This is a genomic window from Hungatella sp. SB206 (genome assembly GCF_051132295.1).
GTDB classification, from domain to species: domain Bacteria; phylum Bacillota; class Clostridia; order Lachnospirales; family Lachnospiraceae; genus Hungatella; species Hungatella effluvii.
The window spans coordinates 923,807-946,546 of sequence record NZ_CP096603.1 but is presented as its reverse complement, the minus strand read 5'-3'; the positions used below and the strand labels follow the sequence as shown (position 1 = coordinate 946,546).

The window sequence follows — 22,740 nt, the reverse complement described above, 5'->3', positions numbered from 1 at the left end:
TATACAGTATATCACAGAATATTTTTTAATGCAAGCATAATTTTTACAAAGACCGACAAAACATTAATATCGGAAAATCTTCTTCGACATCTCCACAAACTCCCGATTTGTTCGGGTTCTGGTGAACAGATCCAGAATCTTCTCCACCGCATCCTCAGGCTTTAAGGTGTTGGTCGCCTTGCGAATGAGATCCACGGCCTCGGACTCTTCCCTCGTAAGGAGCAGATCGTCTCTTCGTGTACCGGATTTCAGGATATCAATGGCCGGGAAAATCCGCTTCTCAGACAGCTTCCGGTCAAGCACCAGCTCCATGTTGCCGGTTCCCTTAAATTCCTCATAGATAACGTCGTCCATACGGCTTCCCGTGTCTACCAGGGCAGTCGCAAGAATCGTCAGGCTTCCGCCCTCTCTCATGTTTCTGGCGGCACCGAAGAATCGTTTCGGCATGTGTAAGGCCGCCGGATCGAGTCCGCCGGATAATGTACGGCCGCTGGGGGCTACCGTCAGGTTATACGCCCTTGCCAGCCGCGTAATGCTGTCCAGTAAAATGATCACGTCGCGTCCGTGCTCCACGAGACGCTTTGCCCGCTCGATTACCATCTCGGAGACTCTCTTATGGCGCTCCGGAAGCTCATCGAAGGTGGAATACAGAACTTCCACATTGTTGCCGGTTATGGACTCCTTAATGTCCGTAACCTCCTCGGGACGTTCATCGATCAGCAGGATGATGACATGCATATCCGGATGATTGACGGTTACTGCCTTGGCCACCTGCTTTAACAGAGTCGTCTTACCTGCCTTCGGCGGGGATACGATCATACCTCTCTGTCCCTTACCGATCGGGGACAACAGATCGAGAACTCTCATTGCCGTGGTATTGCGTCCCGTAGTCTCCATGTGGAGTCTCTTATCCGGGAAAACCGGCGTCATATTTTCAAAGTTCGGTCTGTGCTCAGCCGCGCTTGCCGGATAACCGTTGATGTATTTTACAAACAGAAGGGCTGCAAACTTCTCCGCGGCGGTCTTCACCCTGCGGCTGCCCTGTATGATATCACCCGTCTTCATATTGAACCGGCGTATCTGGGACGGAGCCACATAGACGTCATTCTCACCCGGTAAGTAGTTCTCACAGCGGATAAAGCCGAATCCATCCGGCATCACTTCTAAGATGCCGTACGCGTCGACGCCGCTGTCCAGTTCCTGAAGCTCCGGACTCGGCTGAAATTCCGGGCGCGCCTCCTCGGCCGTTTCCCTTACGGATTCGATCCGGTTCATCTCCTGGCGCTGGTCCTGTCTGTCCTGGCGGTCGTTCCTATCCTGGCGTTCATTCCTGTCCTGACGCTGCTCCGGCCTGTCCTGGCGGTCGCTTCGTTCCATGGAATCTCCCTGGGACTGCCTGTAATTACTGGTTCTCTGCGGTCCTTCCTGCCTGTAGGAACGGACCACCGTTCTTTTTTTATCATTCGGATTCGTTCTGTTTACGGAGGTCGCCTGTGTCTGAGCAGGAGCCTTCTCCTCCTTAGCCGGCTCTGCGGCTCTCCTCGCTGGTTCCTCGGCCTGTTTCACCGCTTCTCCGGCACTCACAGAAGGTTCTTCATTCCCGGTTGAAACATCTGCCGGAGCACTTTTTCCTTCCTTTTCGCCTGCCTTCTCACAGAGAATATCAATCAACTCCGCCTTTCTCATGGAACCGTAGCCCTTGATCTCCTGTTCTTTGGCAAACTCCTTTAATTTAGCCAATGATAATGTCTCTAATTTTTCACGCATAACTTTCTCCTTATTTTAACTACTCCATATGACAGTTCTTTCATATTCATGGGAATTATCTACGATAGAATATCGTAAACAGATGTAAATAAAATCTGACGTCAGGTCGTACGATAATTTCATTATATACCCTGATTGTCAAAAAGGGAAGATTTTTTTATCTCCATAAATTGCACAGCCCTTTGCCGTGTTACAGTTCACAGCCCTGTCGGCCTCTGCTTCCCGGTCTGTCCCGGCCTGTCCGCAGGGCCTGCGGCCGGAAGGGCGCAAAGCGGTCAGCGAATCAGTTCCTTCATTGTCCGCCCGTCCACCCGGCCCAGATCCAGTCCCAGAATTTCGGCCAGTGTCGGCCCTTCATCGACCAGTGACATTTTCTCCACCCTGGCCCCCGCTGTAAAATGCGGGCCTGCAGCCATAAAAAACGTCCGGTATCCATCCCGGTCGGGAAGATACCCGTGGGTTGCCGCCTGGATATGGAAATCCGTATGATGGTCGGAGGCTCCTGCCATTCTCCTGTATTCTTCCCAGCCATTCTGAAAGTAATACCCATCCGCGGCCTCCAGCACAAACGCACATTCCGGGTCCGCCCCCAGTGCGACGGCTTCGTCGCGGGTAAAGATGCGGGCAATTCCGCTGTTTTCCCGCTCTATCATGCGGTTTAAGAGTTTTTCCGTTCGCCCGAGACAGCTTCTATCCTTCACATAGATATAACAGCATCCGTCACAGTCTCTGGCGATCGCCTTCCAATCACGGATTCTGCCGTTTTTCACCTCTGCCAGCCCAGCCTTTACAAAATAGTAATTCGGGTAAATTGCTTCCTTCACATCCAACTGGCAGTGGTCTCCCAGTATCACCACATCCGTCTCGTCCTCCAGCCCCATTTTACGGAGCAGTCCTAGAAGCTCCCCGAGCCTTTCGTCATGGCGCCTGATGGCCGCCATGGCCTCCGGGCTGTCCAGTCCATACAAATGGCGGTTCGTGTCGACATCAGTCAAATGAACCAGCATCAGATCAGGCCGGTATTTCTCCAGGGTGTGAAGCATGGACGCATGGACGAAATGATCCAGCTGCGGCTGCCTGATGCCTTCCCGCATAGATCCGAACTTCATCTGAAGCTCCAGTTCATAAAGAGGCGTCCCGTTCATCATGCACACGCCCAGCTGATTCTGCCACGGACGGTTCGGAAGCACCTCCGGCAGGTTGTAATGCACTCTGGCCTTCCCCATCACCGGCCACAGAAGGGAAGCCACCCGGTATCCGTTCTTTACCGCTTCATCATACAGGGTCGTCCCCTGCACGTATTTCCGCTGCCAGAACCAGTCCGATGGTTCCCGCTCCGGCTGTACCTGTAAATTGTTGACGATTCCATGGTTCTTCGGATAACGTCCGGTCACAATGCTCACATGAGCCGGATAAGTCAGGCTGGGATATACGCTTACCACTTCACCGCATCCGGCCGCCCGCTTAAAGAATGGGCCGAAATTAGGCAGCGTCTCCATATAGGCTAAGTCCCTTCCGCCCACGGCGTCCAGGGACAGAATCATCATACGGCGTTTTTTTCTGTCTTGTCTGCTCATTTCACCAATTCCGCCTTTCTCCCTACTCCTCTGCCTCGTTTCGGATAAACTCCATGTGCTCCTTTATTTTTCTCTCGTATCCGTTCTCCGTCGGCTGGTAGAACACGCTCCCCTCCAAGCCGTCGGGCAGATACTGCTGTTTCACATAGTGATTCGGGAAATCATGGGCATATAAATATCCCTGGCCGTGTCCCAGCTTCGCCGCGCCCTTGTAATGGGCATCCTGTAAATGTACCGGAACCGGCATGGTCTTTCTCGACTTCACTGCCTCTAATGCGTCAAAGACCGCATTGCAGGCCGCGTTGCTCTTGGGAGCCGTGGCCACATAGGTGACGGCCTGGGAAAGAATAATCTGAGCCTCCGGCAGGCCGATCCGTTCCGCCGCCTGGGCCGCCGCCACGGCTACGACCAGCGCCTGCGGGTCCGCATTTCCCACATCCTCCGCCGCGCAGATCATGATTCGCCTGGCTATGAATTTCATATCTTCACCTGCGTACAGCATCCGGGCCAGATAGTAGACGGCCGCGTCCGGGTCGGATCCCCGCATGCTCTTAATAAATGCGGATATCGTGTCGTAATGGTTGTCCCCGTCCTTGTCGTAACGCACCACCCGCTTCTGAATACACTCCTGAGCCACGTCAATGTCGATATGGATCTTTCCGTCAGCCGTATCCCGCTCTGTCGTCATGACGCCCAGTTCCACGGCGTTCAATGCGGCTCTGGCGTCTCCATTCGCCACATCAGCCAGGAAGTTCATGGCCTCCTCGTCGATCACCGCATTGTAGACCCCCATGCCCTTATTCTTGTCGTAGACGGCCCTGCGGATCAGTTCTCTGATGTCCTCCCGCTCCAGCGGCTTCAGTTCGAACACCCTGGAACGGGAAAGAAGCGCTCCGTTCACCTCGAAGTACGGATTCTCTGTGGTGGCGCCGATCAGAGTCAGCGTCCCATCCTCCACAAACGGAAGTAAATAGTCCTGCTGCCCCTTATTGAAACGATGGATCTCGTCTACGAACAGAATCGTCTTTTTCCCAAACATCCCCAGGGAATCCTTGGCTTCCTTCACGATCTCCTCCATGTCCTTTTTACCGGCGACCGTGGCATTGATCTGTTTAAAATCAGCGCTGGTGGTATTGGCGATCACCTTTGCCAGCGTCGTCTTTCCAGTCCCCGGAGGTCCGTAAAAGATCACGGATCCCAGCTTATCCGCCTTGATTGCCCGGTACAGCAGCTTGTCTTTTCCGATAATGTGCTGCTGCCCAACCACCTCGTCAAGAGTCACCGGCCGGAGCCGGGACGCCAGGGGAGATTCCTTATCCATGGTATTTTCTCTCATAAAATCAAATAAATCCATTTTCCTTCTCCTGCATTGTATACAATATCACTTCCCGGCAGACCCACGTGAGCTGGATTCCGGAAAAACATCAGTCGTACCAAAAGTATAGCCCTGGTTTCCAAAAGTGTCAATGATTTCCAGGAACATACATTTGGATGCGGTATTTCAAAAGTTACAGTTCACTCCCCACCAGTGGCACCGCAGTCCGGTTCGGCCGGGCAGGCTTCCTCAGCCTTTCCTGTGACTTTGCAGGGTATTAGAAGTTCTTAACGCGCAAAATTTTTCGTTCAGGTAAAATTCCCACTTGTCTGAGCGCAGCGAGTTTGGGAATTTCACCTGGTTTTTAGAAAAATTCTGCACGTTTAGAACTTCTTATACCCGAAACCGGAACTGGAAAGGCTGAGGAAGCCTGCCCGGCCGAACCGGACTGCGGTGCCACTGGTGGGGAGTGAACTGTAACTTTCAAAAGCCTGGCCGCGTTGGAAAACAGAATCATAAAGTTTGATAAATAATAGCAGAACCTCTTTCTCTCCATATCGCCCTCCCATCTGATGTTTCCCAACGCTCTATTCCACGAATACCTTTTCAAAGACTTCCTGTGTCTCCGGAAATTCACTTTTATTCTAAAACTTCTCCGAATTCGCAAATGCGGTCTTCACGTTTACTCATTTTTCTCCACAGGTTCATTATACCATGGCCGGCAACCAATATCATTACGAACTTTAAAATATAGAAAAAGCCTGCCGGAGCACTCCGGCAGGCAGACTTGATCTGCATAAGATCCGTTCTTACATTAATTAACTCCGATAGACATCGTCTCCGGCAGAGTGCTTCCGCCGTCAATCACGATCTGAGATCCGGTTAAGTAGCTGGACTCATCACTTCCCAAAAATGCAAACAGTTCGCCGACTTCAATCGGTTTAGCCAGACGCTTCATCGGAACACCCACTGCGATGTCTGCGATTGCTGCCTCCGGATTCTCCGGATTGGATTCCAGAGCCATCTTTTCAACCATCGGTGTGCGGGCATAGCCTAACTGGGAGCAGTTTACGCGGATATTGCGGGCTGCGTACTCTACGGCAAGACACTTGGTCAGGCCGACGAGCGCGGCCTTTGTCATGGCATAGGCCGCCTCGCCCGCATCGGCAACAATGTCACCGGTTACGGAAGACGCGATCACAATGTTTCCGCCGCCCTGCTTTAACATATATGGAACTACAGCTTTACAGGTGTTCCATACACCCTTGATATTTACATCAATGTGGAAGTCACGAGTCTTGTCATCCATTTCCTCAAAAGGTGCTAAACGGCATACGCCCGCGTTACAGCATGCAACATTGATCTCTCCGAAGGTGTCAGCGCCCTTCTTAGCCGCAGCGTCCATCTGCTCACGGTCGGCTACATTGGCAATAACCGTAATAATTTCCGCATTGTATTCCCTGCGCAGCTTCTCAGCAGTCTCCTCTACCGAAGGGGATAAATCTACCATAATTAATTTTGCGCCGTATTTTGCGTAAGCAGTGGAGATTCCCTCTCCAAGACCTGCAGCAGCGCCGGTAATCAATGCAACTTTTCCATCTAACTTAGCCATTTTACATATCTCCTTTGTTGTTTTTTATATTCCAGGCGGAATGACCGCATGGTTTGCTCTAATCATTTAAAACTTCCGTATACCGTCCGGCGTCTCAATTTCCACCGGATGCTTCTTCCAGTTTACCAGGTTCATCCACAGCCAGATGATACCGCCGATTCCAAGATAGACGAAGAAGCAGATCCAGGAATCCACTCCCTGTCCCAACGTACAGAAAAATGCAATCGTTATCGCTATCACCATGGCGAAGATCCGGAATGCATCGCCGCCCTTCACCGTATTGGAGCTCTTCCAATCCGGATGCTTGTGGTGAATGCAGACCGCCGAAATCATTGTCAGCGCATACGCACAGGCACAGCCAAAACTCATCAGATTGAAGAATGCACTCATAAAATCAGAGGAGTTCTGTAAAACTATAAAAATTAAAGAAAGGATCAGCAGAAAAATATTTGGCAGCAGAGGCTGCTTATTTTTGTTCACTTTTGCAAATATTTTAGGCAAAAAGTTTTTGTTCGCCATGGAGTACAGCATACGGACCGTGGACATCCAGAAGCCCAGCAGGGAAGCGCCCATGCCCAGGAGGCAGGAGATGAGCCCCACAACTATAGGCCAGAAAACCCAGCCGAGTTCTTTCTGCATCGTAGCAATCGTCAGGAAACCATCCTGCGCAAATCCCGCATATATGTCCTTTAAACCGTCCAGACCCGCAACACAGAAATAGTAGAATACGTAGATACAGCCGCATGTCAGAATCGAACCGCAGATTGCTTTTTTAGAGCTTTTGATGGGGAAATCTCCCTCTTCCACCATCTGGGGAACTGTCTCAAAACCAAAATACGGAGTAATCAAAAGCGCCATACCGATAATCCAGCCTGGAATTCCGTGGACAGAATCCAATGTGGAGGTAAAAATATTTCCAAAGTTCGCGAGATGCCAGTGACCGGAAAACAGCAGGATAAATCCGGTCAGTATGGTAACCGCAATATTACAGAACAGCATGCCGGCCTGGGCTTTAACGAGAAACTGGACATTCTGAATACTCATCAGGAAGTACAGAATTAAGAGAATCGCCGCACAGCCTACCATGGGCCAGGTGCCAAGATTCAAATGCATCGTCTTATTCACCCATGTCATGATCGCCATAACAACAGCCGGCGGAACGGATATCCACGCCGCCATAATCAGCCAGGAGGCCAAAAATCCCACGTGTTTGTTAATCCCGACCGTGTTATAAATCAGCTCCCCGCCGGAAGTATGAAACAGAGAAGCAAGTTCGCTGTATACCAGTGCAATCGGAAGGATTGCAACCGTCATCAGGGCAAAAGCAAGAAATGTACCGGTGCCGCAATAACCGTAGAAAACAGAATCCCAGTAGTTTACAAAGGTAAAAATAGAGCCTGTCGCTACCGTATAAACAAAAATCAATTTCAAACTTTTGTTCAGACCGCCATTTTTATTTTGATTATCTTCCATTCCTAAAACTCCTTTACGTAATTAAACTTTTCAGCAGTCCCACCGCCGCAGAACATGAGGCGTTAAGCCCACAGAAATAAAAAGGTCCAAAAACCCCTTACAAAGTTTTTGGACCACAATGCCGCTCTACTGATATACGCCGTTGCATATCATCTTATATTAAATTTACGCTAAAGTGATATCCCTTTAACTGAATTAGATCATAGCACTTTGTGATTAATTTGTCAAGAAAATACCGGTTAATGGAAGACAGAAAATCTGACGGCGGTCCCCTCCCCGCTTTCCATCGTTAGCGTACCCTTAAGGCTCGATTTCACAAGGCTGTCCACAAGCTTTAATCCAAGTCCCATGCCGGATCGGTCACCGTTTTTTTCATCAATTCCGCAGCCGTCATCCCTGACCGTAACCCAGGAGTATTCCTCTCCCTTTTCTATCGTCAGGAAAATGCTGCCTTCCTCACGGTCACAAAAGGCATATTTGATGCTGTTTGTCACCAGCTCATTTACAATCAGCGCAACGGTGGATGCCACGTGCTCCGGAAGCTCCAGATCATCTCCTGTCACCTCCACATGAATCCTGCATCCGCGGACGCTCCAGCTCTCCAGCACACAATCGATAATCCGAGCCAGCATGGTCTTTAAATCAACCGCTTCCGCCCCGGTATGAGCGAGAAGGTCATAGGTCATGCTCATGCTGCGGATATATCCGGTAATGGTTTTGGCAAACGCCTTCACCTCTGCGTCTTTTTTCTGTGCCGCCTCCAGCCCGACGAGGCTGATGATCGTCTGAAGGTTATTTTTCACGCGGTGATGAACCTCATGGATTAAGGCAGCCCGGTAAGCGATTTCGTCCTCCATCTGCCGGATCTTCGTCTTATCCCGCAGGATAACGAGAATTCCCTGATACACTCCATTTTCCCGAATCGCACTGATATTCTCCTCCCATACGTATCGGTCAGTCCGAACTTCCTGCTTCCAGGTACCGCCAGTCATAATCTCTTCCTGGCTGTACTTTCCCGTCAGATCCAGTTCTTCATATCTGCGGCCGATGAGGCTCTCCGGATGCCCGGCCTTCTGATACAGCTCCTCCGCCCGTGCGTTCGCAAAGGTACAGATTCCCGCCTCATCGCAGATCAGGAATCCCTCCTGCAGATTGCTGATCAGCTGATTGATCTTACTGTCAAAGAAAGCCGCTTTTCCCTCTTTATTTACGATACGTATAGGCTCCGTATCTGCCCCGGAATTCAGATATTCATAAGTCAAAGATCCGATGACCTTCTGCTGGTCATTAAAAATGGGACTGACAGTATGGCGGACCACAATCTTTCTGTTGTCAATAATACCGATCAGCCCTCTGCCTGGAATTCCGTGTTCCAGCGCCCGATATACCGCCGGTTCATCTTCCTTCTTTTCAACCTCCCCGATCACGTCCCGCTTATAGAGGTCACAGTCCGGATGGCGGTACTGGGCCGCAACCATGGATTCCCCGTTTCGTGTCAGTATATTGATATAGGTATCCCCGCTTTCCAGATTACCGATAGAAGGCAGCGCATGGGATACATCCAGAAGAATCTGGATATCCGCTTCTGTCAAATCGGTATAAGAATGGGCAATCTGGACCAGCTTCCTGTCCCGTTCTTCTTTTGTCAGACAATCAGGCATTTTCCCCTCCCGTCCCCTGTTATTGCAGTCTGTTTTTTCAGTCTGTTTTCACACCTGTTTTTCAGTCTCTCTACTCTCCATACGCTTTTAAAAGCATTTTTGCTATCTCCGCCATGGGCTTTCCCTTGTCCATGGCCAGCCTGCGAATATAGGAAAATGCTTCCTTCTCTGTCATATTTCTGCGCTCCATAATAATTCCCTTGGCACGGTCCACATACTTTCTGTCATTGAGCGTTTCCTTCGTTCTGCTGAACTCCCTCTCCATTTCCTGAATCTGCTTATATTTATTCTGGGCAATCTTAATAGCCGGAATCAGAGTATCTTCATCCACCGGCTTCACAATATAGCCCATGATATCCATATTCACTGCTTTTTCGGCAATCTCCCTGTCCCGGTAAGCGGTCAGCACAATAATAAATCCGGCCAGCTTCTCCTCGTTGATCACCCTGGCCGCTTCCAAACCGGTCATAACAGGCATATTGATGTCCATAATTATAAAATCCGGTTTCATCTCCCTGCACAGAGTAACGGCATCCATGCCATCCTCGGCCTCTCCTGCCACTTCGTAACCATTATTCTCCAGGATTTCCCGAATATACATACGAATCAGAACTTCGTCATCTGCAATTACACCTCGTACCCCCATCAATCTCCCCCCTGCCATATACTCCCTGTTTGTATATGAAATATATGTATTTATTCAGCTTCTCATTATACCATGAAATCAGGGGGAAACGCAACTGATCAATCCACCAGAAGCTCCTCTACTGTGACAAAGGTATACCCCTGCTTCTCCAAAGTATCGACAACCTCCAGCGCCGCCTGCACCGAAGTCGGGAATACATCGTGCATAAGTATGATATCTCCGGGTTCTACATTCTTCACGATTTTCCTCACAACTTTGTTTGTATTCTGCAGCTTCCAGTCAAGAGGATCCACCGACCACAGCACCACCGTCATATCGGTTGCACACTCCAGCTCCTCATTCCACGATCCGTACGGAGGCCGCAGATATTCCGGCCTCTGGCCTGTGATCTCTTCGATTTTCCGGTTGGTTTCCCCGATCTGCCCGCAGGCATTTTCCAGTGTTTCCTTGCTCATCTGTACATGGGTAAACCCATGGTTTCCGATCAGATGGCCGTCCTCCTTCATCTGGCGGATCACCCCTTCTTTTCCGTCGATATTTTCTCCCAGAAGAAAAAACGTGGCATGTACGCCCCGCTCTCTGAGTCCATCCAGCAGCTGACTGGTATAGACGGAATGAGGGCCGTCATCGAAGGTAAGCGCGATCTGTTTCTCCCCGGAAAACTGGCGCCGCACCTCACTCCGCGCCGAATCCCCGGCGTCAGCCGGAAGAAAGAGAGTCCCCTTCGTTTCCTGATAAAAGCCATACATGCTTCTTCCCAGCGCGATATCCAGTGCAAGGACAGCAAACAGGCATAAAATTTTCCATCTCAGTTTCATTTCGATCTCTGGCTTTCTCACTATTATTAAACAATCTATGCACAGACGAAAGAAAATAAAACCGGTTTGTTTTCGTAATTTTTCTATCTTTTTCCCATAAAATACGATATAATAGGGATATAAACCTGTTATTGTTGCATAATTTCATAGGCACATGAAATTCTTTTGAAAGGAGAGGATGTTATGGGGCATAAAATTATTACCATCGGCCGTCAGTTCGGCAGCGGCGGACACGAAATCGGCGACAGGCTGTCCAAATCTCTTGGCATTCCGCTGTATGACCGGAATTTAGTGGAGATGGCAGCCGATAAAATGGGGCTTTCAGAAATCAGTGTCGAAGAAGTGGATGAATCTGTTTTAAACACATTTTTGTCAGCCTACCGCTATCCGGACCATGTCAATTCTTTCACCGGCTATGGCCTTCCCTTAAATGACAGCACCTATTTAACGCAGTCATCCATCATCGAAAGCCTGGCAAAGCGCGGGCCCTGTATCATCGTCGGCCGGTGCGCGGACTACGTTCTCCGGCAGAATTCCGGCTGTCTGAATATCTTCATCAGCGCTTCCATGGAGGACCGCGTCAAACGGATTATGGACCGCTACAACCTGACGGCAAAGGAGGCGGCCACCGCGATCAAGCGGACAGACCGGAGAAGAAAGAATTACTATGAGACGTATACCGATCAGAACTGGGGCAGCACCGATTCCCACCAGCTGCTGATCAACGTCAGCAAGCTCGGTATGGAACGAACGCTGGGACTGATTGAATACCTTTATAAGCAGCCATAATAACCTTATAATAAACTACAGGAGCGATATGCTTTCTTGAGGGAGAAACGGCATATCGCTCCTGAATTTTGTTCTTCCTGACTTTCCGGCATCCATACTGCCTCTATACCATACCAACCAAATGGTAAAACAGCCATATCACGCCCCCGCCAATCAAGGCAATTCCGCCGACCGCTGCAATGAGAAACAACGCAACCGCCGTCTGAAAAATCAGCAGGCAGAGCAGCGGATGCTTCTTTTCCAGTTTATCCACCATTTTCTTCACAAGGTTCCCATTTATTAAAAGGACTTCCATCATCGCAATCCCCTCCTCTTCTGCTTTCATTATAATGCAGGGCGATTTAAAGATTCTACGGTTGAGATTGCGGCTTTCATAAACATTCTATAAACGATTGACTTGTTCCGCTTTCCTGGGATATGATTAGAGTAATAACTTTTTACAGTGGAGGTCTTGACTGTTGCAGACGAAATATCTGATTTTGATTCTGGGGCTTTTGATTGTTATTCTGGCTCATGGTGACCGCGGCAGAAAGGCCGGCGGATCCGGCCCCTATATAAAGAGTATTCTGGGGATTGAAAACGGAAGCGGGAGACGTATCAAGGGATACGATTACATTCGTGTTCTGGCCGTTATGGCCGTCATCGGGACCCATGTCGTTCAGTCCGATACACAGCTTTCTTCAGGCAGTCCCGGATGGATCGGCCTGCGCATCGCGGAGACCGCATTTCTGACCTGCAACGTTCTGTTTGTCATGCTCAGCGGAGCGCTGCTGCTGAACCGCGGGGAAGAACCGGTCGCGTCCTTTTATAGGAAACGGGTCTTTCGGGTCGTCATTCCCATGGCGGTCTACTATATGTTCTACCTCTATATGGGACTCTATCATTCCGGGCTGTTTAATCCGGCAAACTGGCTTGACGCGGGAAGGCGTTTTCTTTCCGGCCCCTCGGACTGGAACCCGCATTTCTGGCTGATGTATGTTATCATCTCCTTCTATCTCACCGCGCCGTTTTTCAGAGTCATGGTGCAGAACATGTCCGACCGCCTTCTGACGTCATTTGTCTTCCTGACCTTTGTCATGAACGGCGCGCTTGCCTGGCTTCCGTTGGTCGGTATCCAGTTCAGTTTCGTAACCGTCCTATGCGGTTGGGAATCCGTGTTTGTATTCGGATATTTCTGGACGAGACCAGTCTCTAAACGCTTTTTTAAGCTTTTTATGGCCCTCGGGACAGTGTCCTTTGTCTTCACCGCTGCCGTCTCCTGCATCGCTCCTGACAGGGCTGAAATGCTGTTTAACAAAGCTCCTGCGATGCTCTTCATGGCAGGCGGCATTTTTGCATGGTTTTCTGAGAGGGAAGACCGGTTGAAAATGCCAGGAATGGCTGTCAGAGTAATCGGAAAGTATGGATTTTCCATTCTACTGATTCACTGGTACATTCTGCATTACGTCACCGAGGAACGGCTCGGCCTCTTCGCCTCCTCCCTTGGGGTTATCGGCGGCACCGCGCTCGCCATGGCCGTGACGCTGATCCTTTCCCTTCTGGCTGCTCTGGTATTTGATAATACCGTTGTCATTGCCGTGGAATACGTCTGCGAAGCTGCGCTCAAATGGTTAGAAAAGCTACGGAAAAGGCTGGCCCGTCAGCCAGCCTCATAGTTTACATAAATTCATATAGGCCTTTTTTCACTGCATCAGCCATTTCATTTTACGACTCCACAAATCGGTATCCCACTCCGACTTCCGTCAGGATAAACCGAGGCTTCGTGGAATCTTCCTCTATCTTCCGCCGGATATTCGCCATGAATACGCGGAGGGACTGGTAATCATCCGTCGTGTCGTAGCCCCACACCTCCTGCTGTATGAAATGGTGAGTCAGCACTTTCCCGGAATTGTTTACCAGAAGCGTCAGCATCTTATATTCGATCGGGGTCAAATGCACCTCGCCGCCTCTGACAAAGACTTTTCTCTTCTCGAAATCCATCTTAAAGGTATCCAGCTCGAAGACCGGCTCCTGCCTGGGGGCGCTGCTGCGGTGGCGCAGTGCGACCCGGATTCTGGCAAGAAGTTCACCGGCGTTAAACGGCTTGGTGATATAATCGTCGGCTCCGGCGTCCAGCGCGCCTACCTTCTCCTGCTCCATGCCCCTCGCGGAGACTACGATGACCGGCACATCGGATTCCTGACGAATCTGGTCCAGCACCTCCATCCCATCCAGGTCCGGAAGCCCTAAATCCAGAAGGATCAAGTCCGGATTGTTGGCGTAAAAGCAGGAAATACCAGTCAGGCCGTCGTCGGCCAGATCACACCGGTATCCCTTCGTCTTCAGTGTTATTCTTATAAAGTTCTGAATTGTCTTGTCGTCTTCTATTACCAGGATATCTGCATCATTCATTCTGTCTTACCTCCATCGGCATGTCAATCTGGAACGTGGCTCCCCCCTTGTCGTTGTTAAACGCCGTGATACGGCCTCCGTGAGCTTCCACGATGGCCTTGCAGATGGTGAGCCCCAAACCGACTCCCCGCTGCTTATCTCCGTTCTCATACGCAGTTGTAAAAAAATTATCAAAAATCTGATCCAGCCGTTCCTCCGGCACCCCGATCCCATTGTCGGATACTTTAAAAACCAGAAAACTTCCGTTCACTTTGGCGGATACGGTAATGGTGGTATCCTTTCCGGAGTGACGGATCGCATTGTCGATCAAATTCACCAGGACCTGGGTGAAGAGCCTGGCGTCTACCGGCAGCAGCACGATGTCGTGGGGGGTGGACGTCTTTAAATGGTGATCTCCCAGACGCTTGGATACCAGCGTGACCGCACCCGATATCAGGTCATCGACCACCTCTTTTTTCTTCTGTATCTCCAGGCGCCCTTCCTGAATTCTCGTCATATTGAGCAGGTTCTCCACCATGGAATTCAGCCACTCCGCATCGGTGCAGATATCGTTTAGCATGCTCTTTGCCGTCTCCTCGTCGAGCCCGTTATAATTGTCATACAGGAAATTGGAGATCCCGGCGATTCCGGTCAGCGGAGTCCTTAAATCATGGGAAATACTGCGCAGCAGAGTGCTCTTCAGCCTTTCCTTCTCAATCTGGATCTTGGTATCCTCCTTCTCCTCATTCAGCCTCTCCCGCTCCATCACCAGGGTAATCTGGGAAATGACGGTGTCCACATAAATCCGCTCTTCCGCCTCCAGCTCACTCTCGCTGCAGTCGAAGATTACGACGCCGTAGGTTTTATTGTTGCTGCGGATCGGCACGTATAGACAGGGATTTTCACCGAACTGGGACTCCCCGTGCCCGCAGACCATGGAATTGCGGTAACACCACTCCGCTATGGTATCGGCAAACTCCTCGTTATCCCGGTTTCGAATCAGGATATCCACGTGTCTGGCCGTCAGCTTCTTCAGACTTTCACAGCTGTATCTGGCCACGGCGGGAAGACCGGACAGATTTAAGAATCCGCTTCCGATGGCATTCAGCCTGGTGGTGATCTCCGTCCTGGTGTTAGCGATGTCCATCTGTTTCTGCAGTTTAACCGTCAGCGACGCCACGATAAAAGCAACAATGATAAAGATCAGCAGCGAGATCACGTAGTTGGGATCATCCACCTGAAAGGTGAATTTCGGGGCGGTAAACAGGAAGTTAAAGGTGAACACAAATACCACCGCCGAACCGATTCCCCAGCACATGCTGCTGGTCTCCACACTGCAGATCACGACGCCAACCACATAGAGCAGAAGCAGGTTTTCAATCCGGACCCCCATATGGTTGAGCACGATGGCAAACATGGTGGACAGCACCCATATGACAGCTACTTTTGCAGCATTTTTTACTATTTTTAAGACATATCCCGCATCTGCGGTTTCATTTCTCATGATTCAATCCTTTTCCCGTTTCTTTTTCCGCTTGTACCTGCCTGAAAACGTTTTTCACGCAGGAACTTCTTTCCGTCTGATGCCATTCTGACTACAGCGATAAGAACCACGTAGATCTCCAGCCGCCCCATGAACATACCGGTTATGGCGGTCCAGTGAATCACCGGACTGGCTCCATACGCCGTAATTCCCACGGACAGCCCCACCGTTCCCAGCGATGACGCAAACTCAAACATGGAATCCTGCAGGGAGTAACCGTAACAGCAGAATATAAATGTCCCCGCGCCAAACAGCAGGAGGTAGAAAAATACAAACGCGTTGATCTGTTTTCTCTCCCGGTCCGGGATCGTATCCTTCCGCCCGCCCCGGTTAATCTGCTCTGTAAATACCACCCGGTCCGGATACGTATCACGCACCAGCTTCCACCAGATTTCCTTCAGCATAACATAAACACGGTAAATCTTCAAGCCGCCTGCCGTGGAGCCGGCTCCGCCTCCAATAAGCATCAGAAGGATCATAAGAAACATCATGGCCGGCGTCCAGGAGGCGAAGGAGTCCACCGTCTGAAACCCGGTCGTCGTCAGCGCGGAAACCGCCTGAAATAAAGCCGTCCGAATGCTTTCCGGCACACTGCCGTACACGCTGTTCGTTAAAAGAACCGTCAGAAGAGGCACAAAGAGAGCCAGCAAAAACAGCATGAGCCTTGTCTCGCAGTGCGAAAAGAACGCCCTCCATTTTCCTTTCAGAAGAAGCAAATGAACGAAAAAATTCGTGCCTCCCAGCAGCATAAGCACGATTGTGACCATCTCGATCGCGGGGCTGTGATAATATCCGATGCTCTCCGGCCTCGTGGAAAAACCGCCGGTGGAAAGCGCTGCCACGGGGTGATTAACCGCGTCGAAGAGGCTCATTCCAAACAGCACATAAAGTAGTGTTCCAGCCAGAATATAGCCGCTGTAAATCCCTATGACCAGCCTGGCGGATTCGATTAAATTGGGGAGCAGACGGTCTGAATGGCCTTCCGCGTGATACAGACGCATCCCATACACATCGGACAGAACCGACGTCATGACCAACACCAGCCCGATCCCTCCGAAGAACAGCAGCACGGTCCGGTGAATCAGAAAAATATGCGGCGCCGTACCCGTATTGACCACAGTCAGACCCGTGGTGCTGAGTCCGCTGGTGGTCTCAAACACGGCCTGCGTCACCGTGTAATTTCCCGTAAGAACGAAAGGCATGGCCGTCACAAATATAACGATGATCCAGGTCCCCAGCACCACAATCATCTCCTGATTCTTTTCCAGCCTTCCGGTTTTTCTTCCCCGCAGGACAAGGCTCATTAAGTATCCGGCCAGAATGGCGGAGACTCCGGGCGCCACAAAGTACTGCGCCTGCCCGATTTCCTCCGGATAAAAGAATAGGGTAAGCAAAGGCAGCATCGTGATGATCCCCGCCAGAATCATCACGATTCCCATATAACCGGCAATGAGGCGGCCGCCTTTCAGCGTGCGCCGGTCGTCCTGGTATTTTGCGCCAAATGTTTCCCATATCTTCTTGTCACTTTTCATTTTCTTCACTGCCTATGATCGCTTTTACCGCCTCTTTCTGACTCTCAGGCGTGGTCATGACGACCAGACGGTCCCCCGCCATGATCTTGCTCTGCCCGTTGGGCACCGCCACCTCGGAATCCCTGATGATGCAGCTGATAATGGTGTTAAAAGGCAGCCGCATATCGGCGATCTTCTGTCCTACCGCCGGACAGTCGGACATCACTCTGATCTCATTCACCAGAACCCTCTGGTTCTCCAGCGGCATAACCTTGACCAGATCTTCCACCACAGAAGCCTGTTCAATATAATGGGCCAGCATATAGGTAGCACTGATGGCCCGGTCCACGCCCAGCAGCTCAAAAATTTCCACATTTTTCGGATTTCTTACGGTACAGACGGTCTTTTTCACGGCAAACAGGCGCTTTGCCATCTGGCATATCTCCAGGTTATCCGCGTCCTTCTCCCGCAGCGCGATCACTATATCGCATCCGCGGATTCCGGCGTCTTCCATCACATATTCCTTGCAGGGATCGCCGTAGATCACGGATATATCATCGTGAACCGCTGCGAGATGCTCACAGTAATTCATATCCTCATTGACCGTAATCAGTTTATGTTTTCCCATTAACAAAAGTCCGATCAGGAAATCAGCTTCGTCCCTGCCTCCTGCCACTACGATTTTCATGAGACCACCGCCTCCTGATACTCGCCTTCTGTCAGACGGTCAAACTCATTGACCGACAGCACAAACGGGCAGATTGGCTTCACATTAAAACCGCTCAGCAGCTTTTCTTTATTCTTATCATTGAGCCGTGAAAATACCTCCGGCACCTTAAAGATCCGGCATGCGATCTGGGACGCCAGAATATTAATATTATCATCATCCGTAGCCGCAATAAATACCTCCGCGCTCTCAATTCCAGCCTGTTTTAATAAATCCACGTCGGTTCCGTCGCCTACAATCTGATACCCTCCAAAATCATCCGGTAATTTCCGGAATGCATCTTCATTTAAATCAATAACCACAATTCTAGTATTACGCCCCGAAAGTTTTCCTGCCAATCCCGCGCCAAATCTGCTCGCCCCTGCGATAATGATTGTTTTCGTTTTATGAAAAAACATACTGGCACCTCCTTTTTCTATCTAAAGCATAAAACAGCGTATTCTTACAGTTTTATTGTAGCGGAAGGCATCATAAAAATGATAGTGGGAATCAATGCAGGCATATAAAGATTCTATAAAGATGGGATCCGGGAATAAAGGGTCAAAAAAAGACCACTGTCCCGCAAGAGACAGCAGCCTTTTTATTCTGGTTTTATTCAGCAAAAACGGTGATTATGCTAAGCAAACGTTAACTGCCTGCAGACCACGGTTTCCTTCGGTTGTATCATAAGTTACCTTCTGGCCCTCTTCAAGAGTCTTGTAGCCATCAGCCATGATTCCTGAAAAGTGTACGAATACTTCTTCGCCAGTCTCGTCGTTTGTGATAAAACCATAACCCTTTGCTCCATTAAACCATTTTACTGTACCGTTGTTCATAACGCGTACCTCCTATAAAAATAAAAAAATTATTTGATTTATCTCATGAAACAAAAATCACATATTTTTGTAAAGCATCATCCGAAAATAATGACTTACAAAAATATGTGAAATCATAACCTCATTCGATAATACGGGTGTAGTTTACACCTTTTTTCATAAATTGTCAAGACTATTACAGCATTTTCCCTAAAAAAACCCCCGAATCTACAAAACAGATTCGGGGGAAAGAAGAGTCTAAATTACTTTAATGTAACTTTTGCACCCTCAGCCTCTAAGGAAGCTTTGATCTGCTCAGCTTCTTCCTTGGAAGCGCCAGCCTTAACTACCTTCGGAGCGCTGTCAACTACGTCTTTAGCTTCTTTTAAGCCTAAGCCTGTAGCTTCACGAACAACCTTGATAACTTTAACCTTGTTAGGACCAACTTCAGTTAATTCAACGTCGAACTCTGTCTTCTCTTCTTCAGCTGCTGCGCCAGCGCCTGCTGCTGCTACAACAACACCTGCTGCTGCGGATACACCGAATTCTTCTTCACAAGCTTTTACTAAATCATTTAATTCTAATACGGATAATTCTTTGATAGCTTCAATAAACTCAGCTGTTGTTAACTTTGCCATGATAATATACCTCCATTTAATATATGTTTGATTTTTTGTAAGGAAGTTCAGCTCCCTTTGGTTGCTGAACCGCTAATTTTCTAAATTCAGGCTGCGCTGCGCTTGTCTTCATTAAGAAAATTAAGCCTCTGCGCTTTCGCCGCCCTGTGCTTCTGCGATCTGCTTGAGCACGCGAGCAAAGTTGGTGATCGGAGACTGGATGCTTCCAAGTAACTTTCCAAGAAGAACTTCTCTGGAAGGAATGCTGGAAATCTGAGCCATGCCCTTTTCATCGTAATATACGCCTTCAACAACACCGCCCTTAATCTCTAATGCCGGAGCTGTCTTGGCAAACTCAGCAAGGATTCTTGCCGGAGCTGTCGCGTCTGTCTTGGATACCGCTAATGCTGTAGGTCCTTCCAGATTCGGCTCCAAAGCCTCGAATGCTGTGCCTTTTCCTGCAAAACGGATCATGGTATTCTTGTATACTTTGTATACAACGCCTGCTTCTCTTAACTTCTTACGCAGTTCAGTATCCTGAGCTACAGTTAAGCCACGGTAGTCAACGACTACTGCAGTCTCGGCGCCGTCAAATAATTCCTTGATCTCGTCTACAACTGGCTGTTTTAATTCAACTTTTGCCATTATGGTTTACCTCCTGTTTAGTCTAAACCTGGCCGATTATCCGGCCGGTCCGCCCGTATAAACCGCAAAAAGAATATCTCTGTCCTGACGGAGCGCTTTTATCTCACTGGACTTTCGTCCCCGGAAAACAAAAACCTCTCTGCCACAAGGACAGAGAGGTCTACAGATCATTCGTTAAAACGATACTTGTACGTTCCTCGGCAGGCGTTTACACCTTATGCCTTGCGGCACCTGCTGTCTTCGGCAGTCAATACTTTGCGTATTGTAACATGATTTATGATTAATGTCAACCACAAAACAAAATTAGTTCATTAATTTTGCTACGTTCAGCTTTACGCCAGGCCCCATGGTAGAAGTCAGAGTAACGCTCTTTAAGTAAGCACCCTTAACAGCACTTGGTTTTGCTTTCATGATTGCATCGATAAGCGTCTGGAAGTTGTCCGCTAATTTATCTTCTTCGAAAGAAGCTTTTCCAACTGGCACGTGGATAATGTTTGTTTTATCAAGTCTATACTCAACTTTACCGGCTTTGATATCGTTGATAGCCTTCGTTACGTCCATGGTAACTGTACCAGCTTTTGGGTTTGGCATTAAGCCCTTCGGTCCGAGTACACGTCCCAGACGTCCAACAACACCCATCATATCTGGGGTAGCAACAACTACATCAAAGTCTAACCAGCCTTCGTTCTGGATCTTCGGAATTAATTCCTCTGCTCCAACGAAATCAGCGCCTGCAGCTAAAGCCTCGTCAGCCTTAGGTCCCTTAGCGAATACTAAGATTCTTACAGTCTTACCTGTACCATGAGGCAGTACAACTGCACCACGGATCTGCTGATCTGCGTGACGTCCGTCACAACCGGTTCTGATATGAGCTTCAATTGTTTCATCAAATTTAGCACTTGCAGCTTTCTTTACTAATGAGATTGCTTCCGGTGCATCGTAGAGAACAGAACGATCGATTGTCTTCGCTGCCTCTGCGTATCTTTTTCCTCTTTTCATTATAAATAACCTCCTAGTGGTATTGTCGGGGATGTCCCTCCCACGTTTTTAATTCCTGCTGATTCACGGGTGTGTTCACTGGGCTAAGCTCGAAAGGACCTCGCTATACCCGATAAAGCGGGGCACGCTGAGTTTCGCGAACGGCCTCGCACTAAACTCGAAAAGACCTCGTTATACCCGATAAAGCGGGGCACGCTGAGCGCTTCCGGCCTATTCAGCTACCTGAATTCCCATGCTTCTTGCCGTACCAGCAATCATGCTCATGGCTGCTTCCAGAGATGCTGCGTTTAAGTCAGGCATCTTTGTCTCGGCAATCTTCTGTAAATCTTCTTTGGAGATAGTTGCTACTTTTGTCTTGTTCGGAGCTGCAGATCCGGATTTAAGCTTGCATGCTTTCTTTAATAATACAGCTGCAGGCGGAGTCTTTGTGATGAAGCTGAAGCTTCTGTCAGCATAAACAGTGATAACAACCGGGATGATTAAGTCGCCCTGGTCAGCTGTTCTTGCGTTGAACTCCTTTGTAAACTGTACAATGTTAACACCATGCTGTCCGAGTGCCGGTCCGACAGGAGGAGCTGGTGTAGCCTTTCCCGCTGGAATCTGCAGTTTGATATATCCTGTTACTTTCTTTGCCATAATTAGGCACCTCCTAATAAATGTGGTATTGTCGGGGATTTCCCTCCCACGAGCCCTCTGAAACCAAAAGGCCGCTTTTACTTGTTACATCTTTTTAATTTCGTTGAAATTCAGTTCAACCGGGGTCTCTCGGCCAAACATCTCAACATTAATCGTGATGGATTTCTTACCTTCGTTGATGGACTTGATAGCACCAACGGTATCCTTCCATGCACCGGAAATTACCACAACGGTATCTCCAACCTCAAAATCAACAATGACTTCCTCATTTCTGAATCCTAAGCTCGCCATCTCATCTTCTGTCAGAGGAACCGGTTTCGATCCAGGACCAACAAAGCCTGTAACACCACGGGTGTTACGCACCACATACCATGTATCATCATTCATGATCATATGGATCAGTACGTAGCCGGGGAACATCTTCTTATCGGCCTTTTTCTCCACACCATTCTTCAGTTCGATAACGGATTCCAGCGGAACTGACACTTCCAGGATCTGATCCTGTAAGTTTCTGTTTTCAATGGTTTTCTCAATGTCGACTTTTACTTTGTTCTCATAGCCTGAATAGGTATGGACTACATACCAATGTGCTTCTGACATACACTCACCTTAACCCTTAATCATTATAAGATAAAACTGAGACCGAACTTGATGATTAAATCAAGAATGGCGATAATCAGTCCTAAAGCAATCGATACAGCCAGTACTGCAATTGTCTGCTTCGTTACGGTTTCTTGGTCAGGCCAGACGATTTTCTTGAACTCAGTCTTCAAACCCTGGAAGAAATTCTTCTTCTGAGCTCCCTCGTTGTTCACTGTATCTCCCATAATTTCACGTCCTTTACGTCAAACCGATTACTTAGTTTCCTTGTGCAAAGTATGTGTCTTACAGAATCTACAATACTTTTTGGTTTCCATTCTGTCAGGATGAGTCTTCTTATCCTTGGTCATGTTATAGTTACGCTGCTTGCATTCTGTACATGCCAGTGTGATCTTTGTGCGCACGACTTCCACCTCCACTTAAATTTTCGTTGTTGTTATTCGGCCATTCTTCTATTATCAGGTTCTCACGCCCTGCGCTGCCGCAAAACGTAATTTTGAGCATAAAAAAAAGACCTAAGCTCTTCCATTCGCCCAATTACTATATCATATGGGTCAGGATTCGTCAATCTTTTTTTGCGAAAAACTATTGATTTATAAAGTTTTTTAAGTATACCATGAAGAGAAAAAAATTGCAAGCA

At 49.0% G+C, this 22,740-nt stretch carries 24 protein-coding genes and 1 other annotated feature; of the genes, 2 read left to right on the top strand and 22 right to left on the bottom strand.

Going from position 1 to position 22,740, the window contains the following annotated elements; all coding sequences use genetic code 11:
• Positions 1 to 63: 63 nt before the first annotated feature.
• The 8 genes from rho to M1L66_RS04215 all read right to left on the bottom strand — a co-directional run bounded on the left by rho (position 64) and on the right by M1L66_RS04215 (position 10,869).
• On the bottom strand, positions 64 to 1,767 hold the full coding sequence (rho, locus tag M1L66_RS04250; protein WP_187022929.1) for a transcription termination factor Rho: 1,704 nt from the start codon (positions 1,765 to 1,767) through the stop codon (positions 64 to 66).
• Positions 1,768 to 2,042: 275 nt separating this feature from the next.
• Entirely contained in the window at positions 2,043 to 3,344 is a 1,302-nt protein-coding gene (locus M1L66_RS04245) for an ectonucleotide pyrophosphatase/phosphodiesterase (protein ID WP_434691142.1), read from the bottom strand.
• Between the two features lie 22 nt (positions 3,345 to 3,366).
• Complete coding sequence (locus M1L66_RS04240) at positions 3,367 to 4,698, bottom strand: replication-associated recombination protein A (RefSeq protein WP_434691140.1); 1,332 nt, start codon at positions 4,696 to 4,698, stop codon at positions 3,367 to 3,369.
• Between the two features lie 775 nt (positions 4,699 to 5,473).
• Entirely contained in the window at positions 5,474 to 6,271 is a 798-nt protein-coding gene (gene ucpA, locus M1L66_RS04235) for an SDR family oxidoreductase UcpA (protein WP_002601709.1), read from the bottom strand.
• A gap of 66 nt (positions 6,272 to 6,337) precedes the next feature.
• Positions 6,338 to 7,744: an APC family permease gene (locus M1L66_RS04230; RefSeq protein WP_434691138.1), complete on the bottom strand. Its 1,407-nt coding sequence runs from the start codon at positions 7,742 to 7,744 to the stop codon at positions 6,338 to 6,340.
• Between the two features lie 239 nt (positions 7,745 to 7,983).
• A complete protein-coding gene (locus tag M1L66_RS04225) occupies positions 7,984 to 9,405 on the bottom strand; it encodes a sensor histidine kinase (protein WP_434691136.1) in 1,422 nt (473 codons plus the stop codon).
• A gap of 70 nt (positions 9,406 to 9,475) precedes the next feature.
• Positions 9,476 to 10,051 (bottom strand): ANTAR domain-containing response regulator, encoded by a 576-nt coding sequence (locus tag M1L66_RS04220; protein WP_187022925.1) that lies wholly within the window; start codon positions 10,049 to 10,051, stop codon positions 9,476 to 9,478.
• A gap of 98 nt (positions 10,052 to 10,149) precedes the next feature.
• Positions 10,150 to 10,869, bottom strand: coding sequence for a polysaccharide deacetylase family protein (locus M1L66_RS04215; RefSeq protein WP_187022924.1), 720 nt, complete (start codon positions 10,867 to 10,869; stop codon positions 10,150 to 10,152).
• Positions 10,870 to 11,052: 183 nt separating this feature from the next.
• Here M1L66_RS04215 and M1L66_RS04210 point away from each other — a divergent pair, with 183 nt between their 5' ends.
• Positions 11,053 to 11,658 carry an AAA family ATPase gene (locus M1L66_RS04210; protein WP_187022923.1) on the top strand — a complete coding sequence of 202 codons (606 nt, stop codon included), beginning with the start codon at positions 11,053 to 11,055 and terminating at the stop codon, positions 11,656 to 11,658.
• 103 nt (positions 11,659 to 11,761) lie between these two features.
• Here M1L66_RS04210 and M1L66_RS04205 read toward each other — a convergent pair whose 3' ends face one another.
• Complete coding sequence (locus M1L66_RS04205; protein WP_187022922.1) at positions 11,762 to 11,956, bottom strand: hypothetical protein; 195 nt, start codon at positions 11,954 to 11,956, stop codon at positions 11,762 to 11,764.
• Between the two features lie 160 nt (positions 11,957 to 12,116).
• On the opposite strand from M1L66_RS04205, the gene M1L66_RS04200 reads away from it, so the two are divergent.
• The gene (locus tag M1L66_RS04200; protein ID WP_434691131.1) at positions 12,117 to 13,313 is read left to right on the top strand and encodes an acyltransferase; all 1,197 of its coding nucleotides are present in this window, start codon (positions 12,117 to 12,119) and stop codon (positions 13,311 to 13,313) included.
• A 49-nt stretch (positions 13,314 to 13,362) separates the two neighbouring features.
• On the opposite strand, the gene M1L66_RS04195 is transcribed toward M1L66_RS04200, so the two are convergent.
• From M1L66_RS04195 to rpmG, 13 genes are all read right to left on the bottom strand, one after another.
• Complete coding sequence (locus tag M1L66_RS04195; RefSeq protein WP_187022920.1) at positions 13,363 to 14,049, bottom strand: response regulator; 687 nt, start codon at positions 14,047 to 14,049, stop codon at positions 13,363 to 13,365.
• The gene (locus M1L66_RS04190; protein ID WP_187022919.1) at positions 14,042 to 15,532 is read right to left on the bottom strand and encodes a sensor histidine kinase; all 1,491 of its coding nucleotides are present in this window, start codon (positions 15,530 to 15,532) and stop codon (positions 14,042 to 14,044) included. Before M1L66_RS04190 ends, M1L66_RS04195 begins: the two co-directional genes overlap by 8 nt.
• A complete protein-coding gene (locus tag M1L66_RS04185) occupies positions 15,529 to 17,103 on the bottom strand; it encodes a TrkH family potassium uptake protein (protein WP_434691127.1) in 1,575 nt (524 codons plus the stop codon). The genes M1L66_RS04190 and M1L66_RS04185 overlap by 4 nt, the downstream gene beginning before the upstream one ends.
• Entirely contained in the window at positions 17,093 to 17,770 is a 678-nt protein-coding gene (locus M1L66_RS04180; RefSeq protein ID WP_187022917.1) for a potassium channel family protein, read from the bottom strand. Before M1L66_RS04180 ends, M1L66_RS04185 begins: the two co-directional genes overlap by 11 nt.
• Positions 17,767 to 18,207 (bottom strand): potassium channel family protein, encoded by a 441-nt coding sequence (locus tag M1L66_RS04175; RefSeq protein ID WP_002601722.1) that lies wholly within the window; start codon positions 18,205 to 18,207, stop codon positions 17,767 to 17,769. Before M1L66_RS04175 ends, M1L66_RS04180 begins: the two co-directional genes overlap by 4 nt.
• A 213-nt stretch (positions 18,208 to 18,420) precedes the next feature.
• Entirely contained in the window at positions 18,421 to 18,624 is a 204-nt protein-coding gene (locus tag M1L66_RS04170) for a cold-shock protein (RefSeq protein ID WP_002601723.1), read from the bottom strand.
• Between the two features lie 242 nt (positions 18,625 to 18,866).
• A complete protein-coding gene (gene rplL / locus M1L66_RS04165; RefSeq protein WP_002601724.1) occupies positions 18,867 to 19,241 on the bottom strand; it encodes a 50S ribosomal protein L7/L12 in 375 nt (124 codons plus the stop codon).
• A 120-nt stretch (positions 19,242 to 19,361) separates the two neighbouring features.
• The gene (rplJ, locus tag M1L66_RS04160; protein WP_006773123.1) at positions 19,362 to 19,865 is read right to left on the bottom strand and encodes a 50S ribosomal protein L10; all 504 of its coding nucleotides are present in this window, start codon (positions 19,863 to 19,865) and stop codon (positions 19,362 to 19,364) included.
• Positions 19,866 to 19,984: 119 nt separating this feature from the next.
• Positions 19,985 to 20,127: a sequence feature (ribosomal protein L10 leader region), on the bottom strand.
• A 41-nt stretch (positions 20,128 to 20,168) separates the two neighbouring features.
• Positions 20,169 to 20,864 carry a 50S ribosomal protein L1 gene (rplA, locus tag M1L66_RS04155; RefSeq protein WP_002601726.1) on the bottom strand — a complete coding sequence of 232 codons (696 nt, stop codon included), beginning with the start codon at positions 20,862 to 20,864 and terminating at the stop codon, positions 20,169 to 20,171.
• Positions 20,865 to 21,074: 210 nt separating this feature from the next.
• A complete protein-coding gene (rplK, locus tag M1L66_RS04150) occupies positions 21,075 to 21,500 on the bottom strand; it encodes a 50S ribosomal protein L11 (protein WP_002601727.1) in 426 nt (141 codons plus the stop codon).
• Positions 21,501 to 21,584: 84 nt separating this feature from the next.
• The gene (gene nusG / locus M1L66_RS04145) at positions 21,585 to 22,100 is read right to left on the bottom strand and encodes a transcription termination/antitermination protein NusG (RefSeq protein WP_055654710.1); all 516 of its coding nucleotides are present in this window, start codon (positions 22,098 to 22,100) and stop codon (positions 21,585 to 21,587) included.
• A 23-nt stretch (positions 22,101 to 22,123) separates the two neighbouring features.
• Positions 22,124 to 22,327, bottom strand: coding sequence for a preprotein translocase subunit SecE (secE, locus tag M1L66_RS04140; RefSeq protein WP_002601729.1), 204 nt, complete (start codon positions 22,325 to 22,327; stop codon positions 22,124 to 22,126).
• Between the two features lie 27 nt (positions 22,328 to 22,354).
• The gene (gene rpmG, locus M1L66_RS04135; protein ID WP_080552267.1) at positions 22,355 to 22,504 is read right to left on the bottom strand and encodes a 50S ribosomal protein L33; all 150 of its coding nucleotides are present in this window, start codon (positions 22,502 to 22,504) and stop codon (positions 22,355 to 22,357) included.
• Positions 22,505 to 22,740 lie beyond the last annotated feature (236 nt).

What these genes read in the sequence shown, in the direction of transcription:
- rho (WP_187022929.1), bottom strand. Translation starts at nt 1,767, where the DNA reads ATGCGTGAAAAATTAGAGACATTATCATTGGCTAAATTAAAGGAGTTT.
- M1L66_RS04195 (WP_187022920.1), bottom strand. Translation starts at nt 14,049, where the DNA reads ATGAATGATGCAGATATCCTGGTAATAGAAGACGACAAGACAATTCAG.
- rplA (WP_002601726.1), bottom strand. Translation starts at nt 20,864, where the DNA reads ATGAAAAGAGGAAAAAGATACGCAGAGGCAGCGAAGACAATCGATCGT.
- M1L66_RS04190 (WP_187022919.1), bottom strand. Translation starts at nt 15,532, where the DNA reads ATGAGAAATGAAACCGCAGATGCGGGATATGTCTTAAAAATAGTAAAA.
- rplJ (WP_006773123.1), bottom strand. Translation starts at nt 19,865, where the DNA reads ATGGCAAAAGTTGAATTAAAACAGCCAGTTGTAGACGAGATCAAGGAA.
- M1L66_RS04175 (WP_002601722.1), bottom strand. Translation starts at nt 18,207, where the DNA reads ATGTTTTTTCATAAAACGAAAACAATCATTATCGCAGGGGCGAGCAGA.
- M1L66_RS04245 (WP_434691142.1), bottom strand. Translation starts at nt 3,344, where the DNA reads ATGAGCAGACAAGACAGAAAAAAACGCCGTATGATGATTCTGTCCCTG.
- M1L66_RS04180 (WP_187022917.1), bottom strand. Translation starts at nt 17,770, where the DNA reads ATGAAAATCGTAGTGGCAGGAGGCAGGGACGAAGCTGATTTCCTGATC.
- M1L66_RS04220 (WP_187022925.1), bottom strand. Translation starts at nt 10,051, where the DNA reads ATGGGGGTACGAGGTGTAATTGCAGATGACGAAGTTCTGATTCGTATG.
- M1L66_RS04230 (WP_434691138.1), bottom strand. Translation starts at nt 7,744, where the DNA reads ATGGAAGATAATCAAAATAAAAATGGCGGTCTGAACAAAAGTTTGAAA.
- rplK (WP_002601727.1), bottom strand. Translation starts at nt 21,500, where the DNA reads ATGGCAAAGAAAGTAACAGGATATATCAAACTGCAGATTCCAGCGGGA.
- M1L66_RS04215 (WP_187022924.1), bottom strand. Translation starts at nt 10,869, where the DNA reads ATGAAACTGAGATGGAAAATTTTATGCCTGTTTGCTGTCCTTGCACTG.
- M1L66_RS04240 (WP_434691140.1), bottom strand. Translation starts at nt 4,698, where the DNA reads ATGGATTTATTTGATTTTATGAGAGAAAATACCATGGATAAGGAATCT.
- M1L66_RS04225 (WP_434691136.1), bottom strand. Translation starts at nt 9,405, where the DNA reads ATGCCTGATTGTCTGACAAAAGAAGAACGGGACAGGAAGCTGGTCCAG.
- M1L66_RS04210 (WP_187022923.1), top strand. Translation starts at nt 11,053, where the DNA reads ATGGGGCATAAAATTATTACCATCGGCCGTCAGTTCGGCAGCGGCGGA.
- secE (WP_002601729.1), bottom strand. Translation starts at nt 22,327, where the DNA reads ATGGGAGATACAGTGAACAACGAGGGAGCTCAGAAGAAGAATTTCTTC.
- rplL (WP_002601724.1), bottom strand. Translation starts at nt 19,241, where the DNA reads ATGGCAAAGTTAACAACAGCTGAGTTTATTGAAGCTATCAAAGAATTA.
- nusG (WP_055654710.1), bottom strand. Translation starts at nt 22,100, where the DNA reads ATGTCAGAAGCACATTGGTATGTAGTCCATACCTATTCAGGCTATGAG.
- M1L66_RS04170 (WP_002601723.1), bottom strand. Translation starts at nt 18,624, where the DNA reads ATGAACAACGGTACAGTAAAATGGTTTAATGGAGCAAAGGGTTATGGT.
- ucpA (WP_002601709.1), bottom strand. Translation starts at nt 6,271, where the DNA reads ATGGCTAAGTTAGATGGAAAAGTTGCATTGATTACCGGCGCTGCTGCA.
- M1L66_RS04185 (WP_434691127.1), bottom strand. Translation starts at nt 17,103, where the DNA reads ATGAAAAGTGACAAGAAGATATGGGAAACATTTGGCGCAAAATACCAG.
- M1L66_RS04205 (WP_187022922.1), bottom strand. Translation starts at nt 11,956, where the DNA reads ATGATGGAAGTCCTTTTAATAAATGGGAACCTTGTGAAGAAAATGGTG.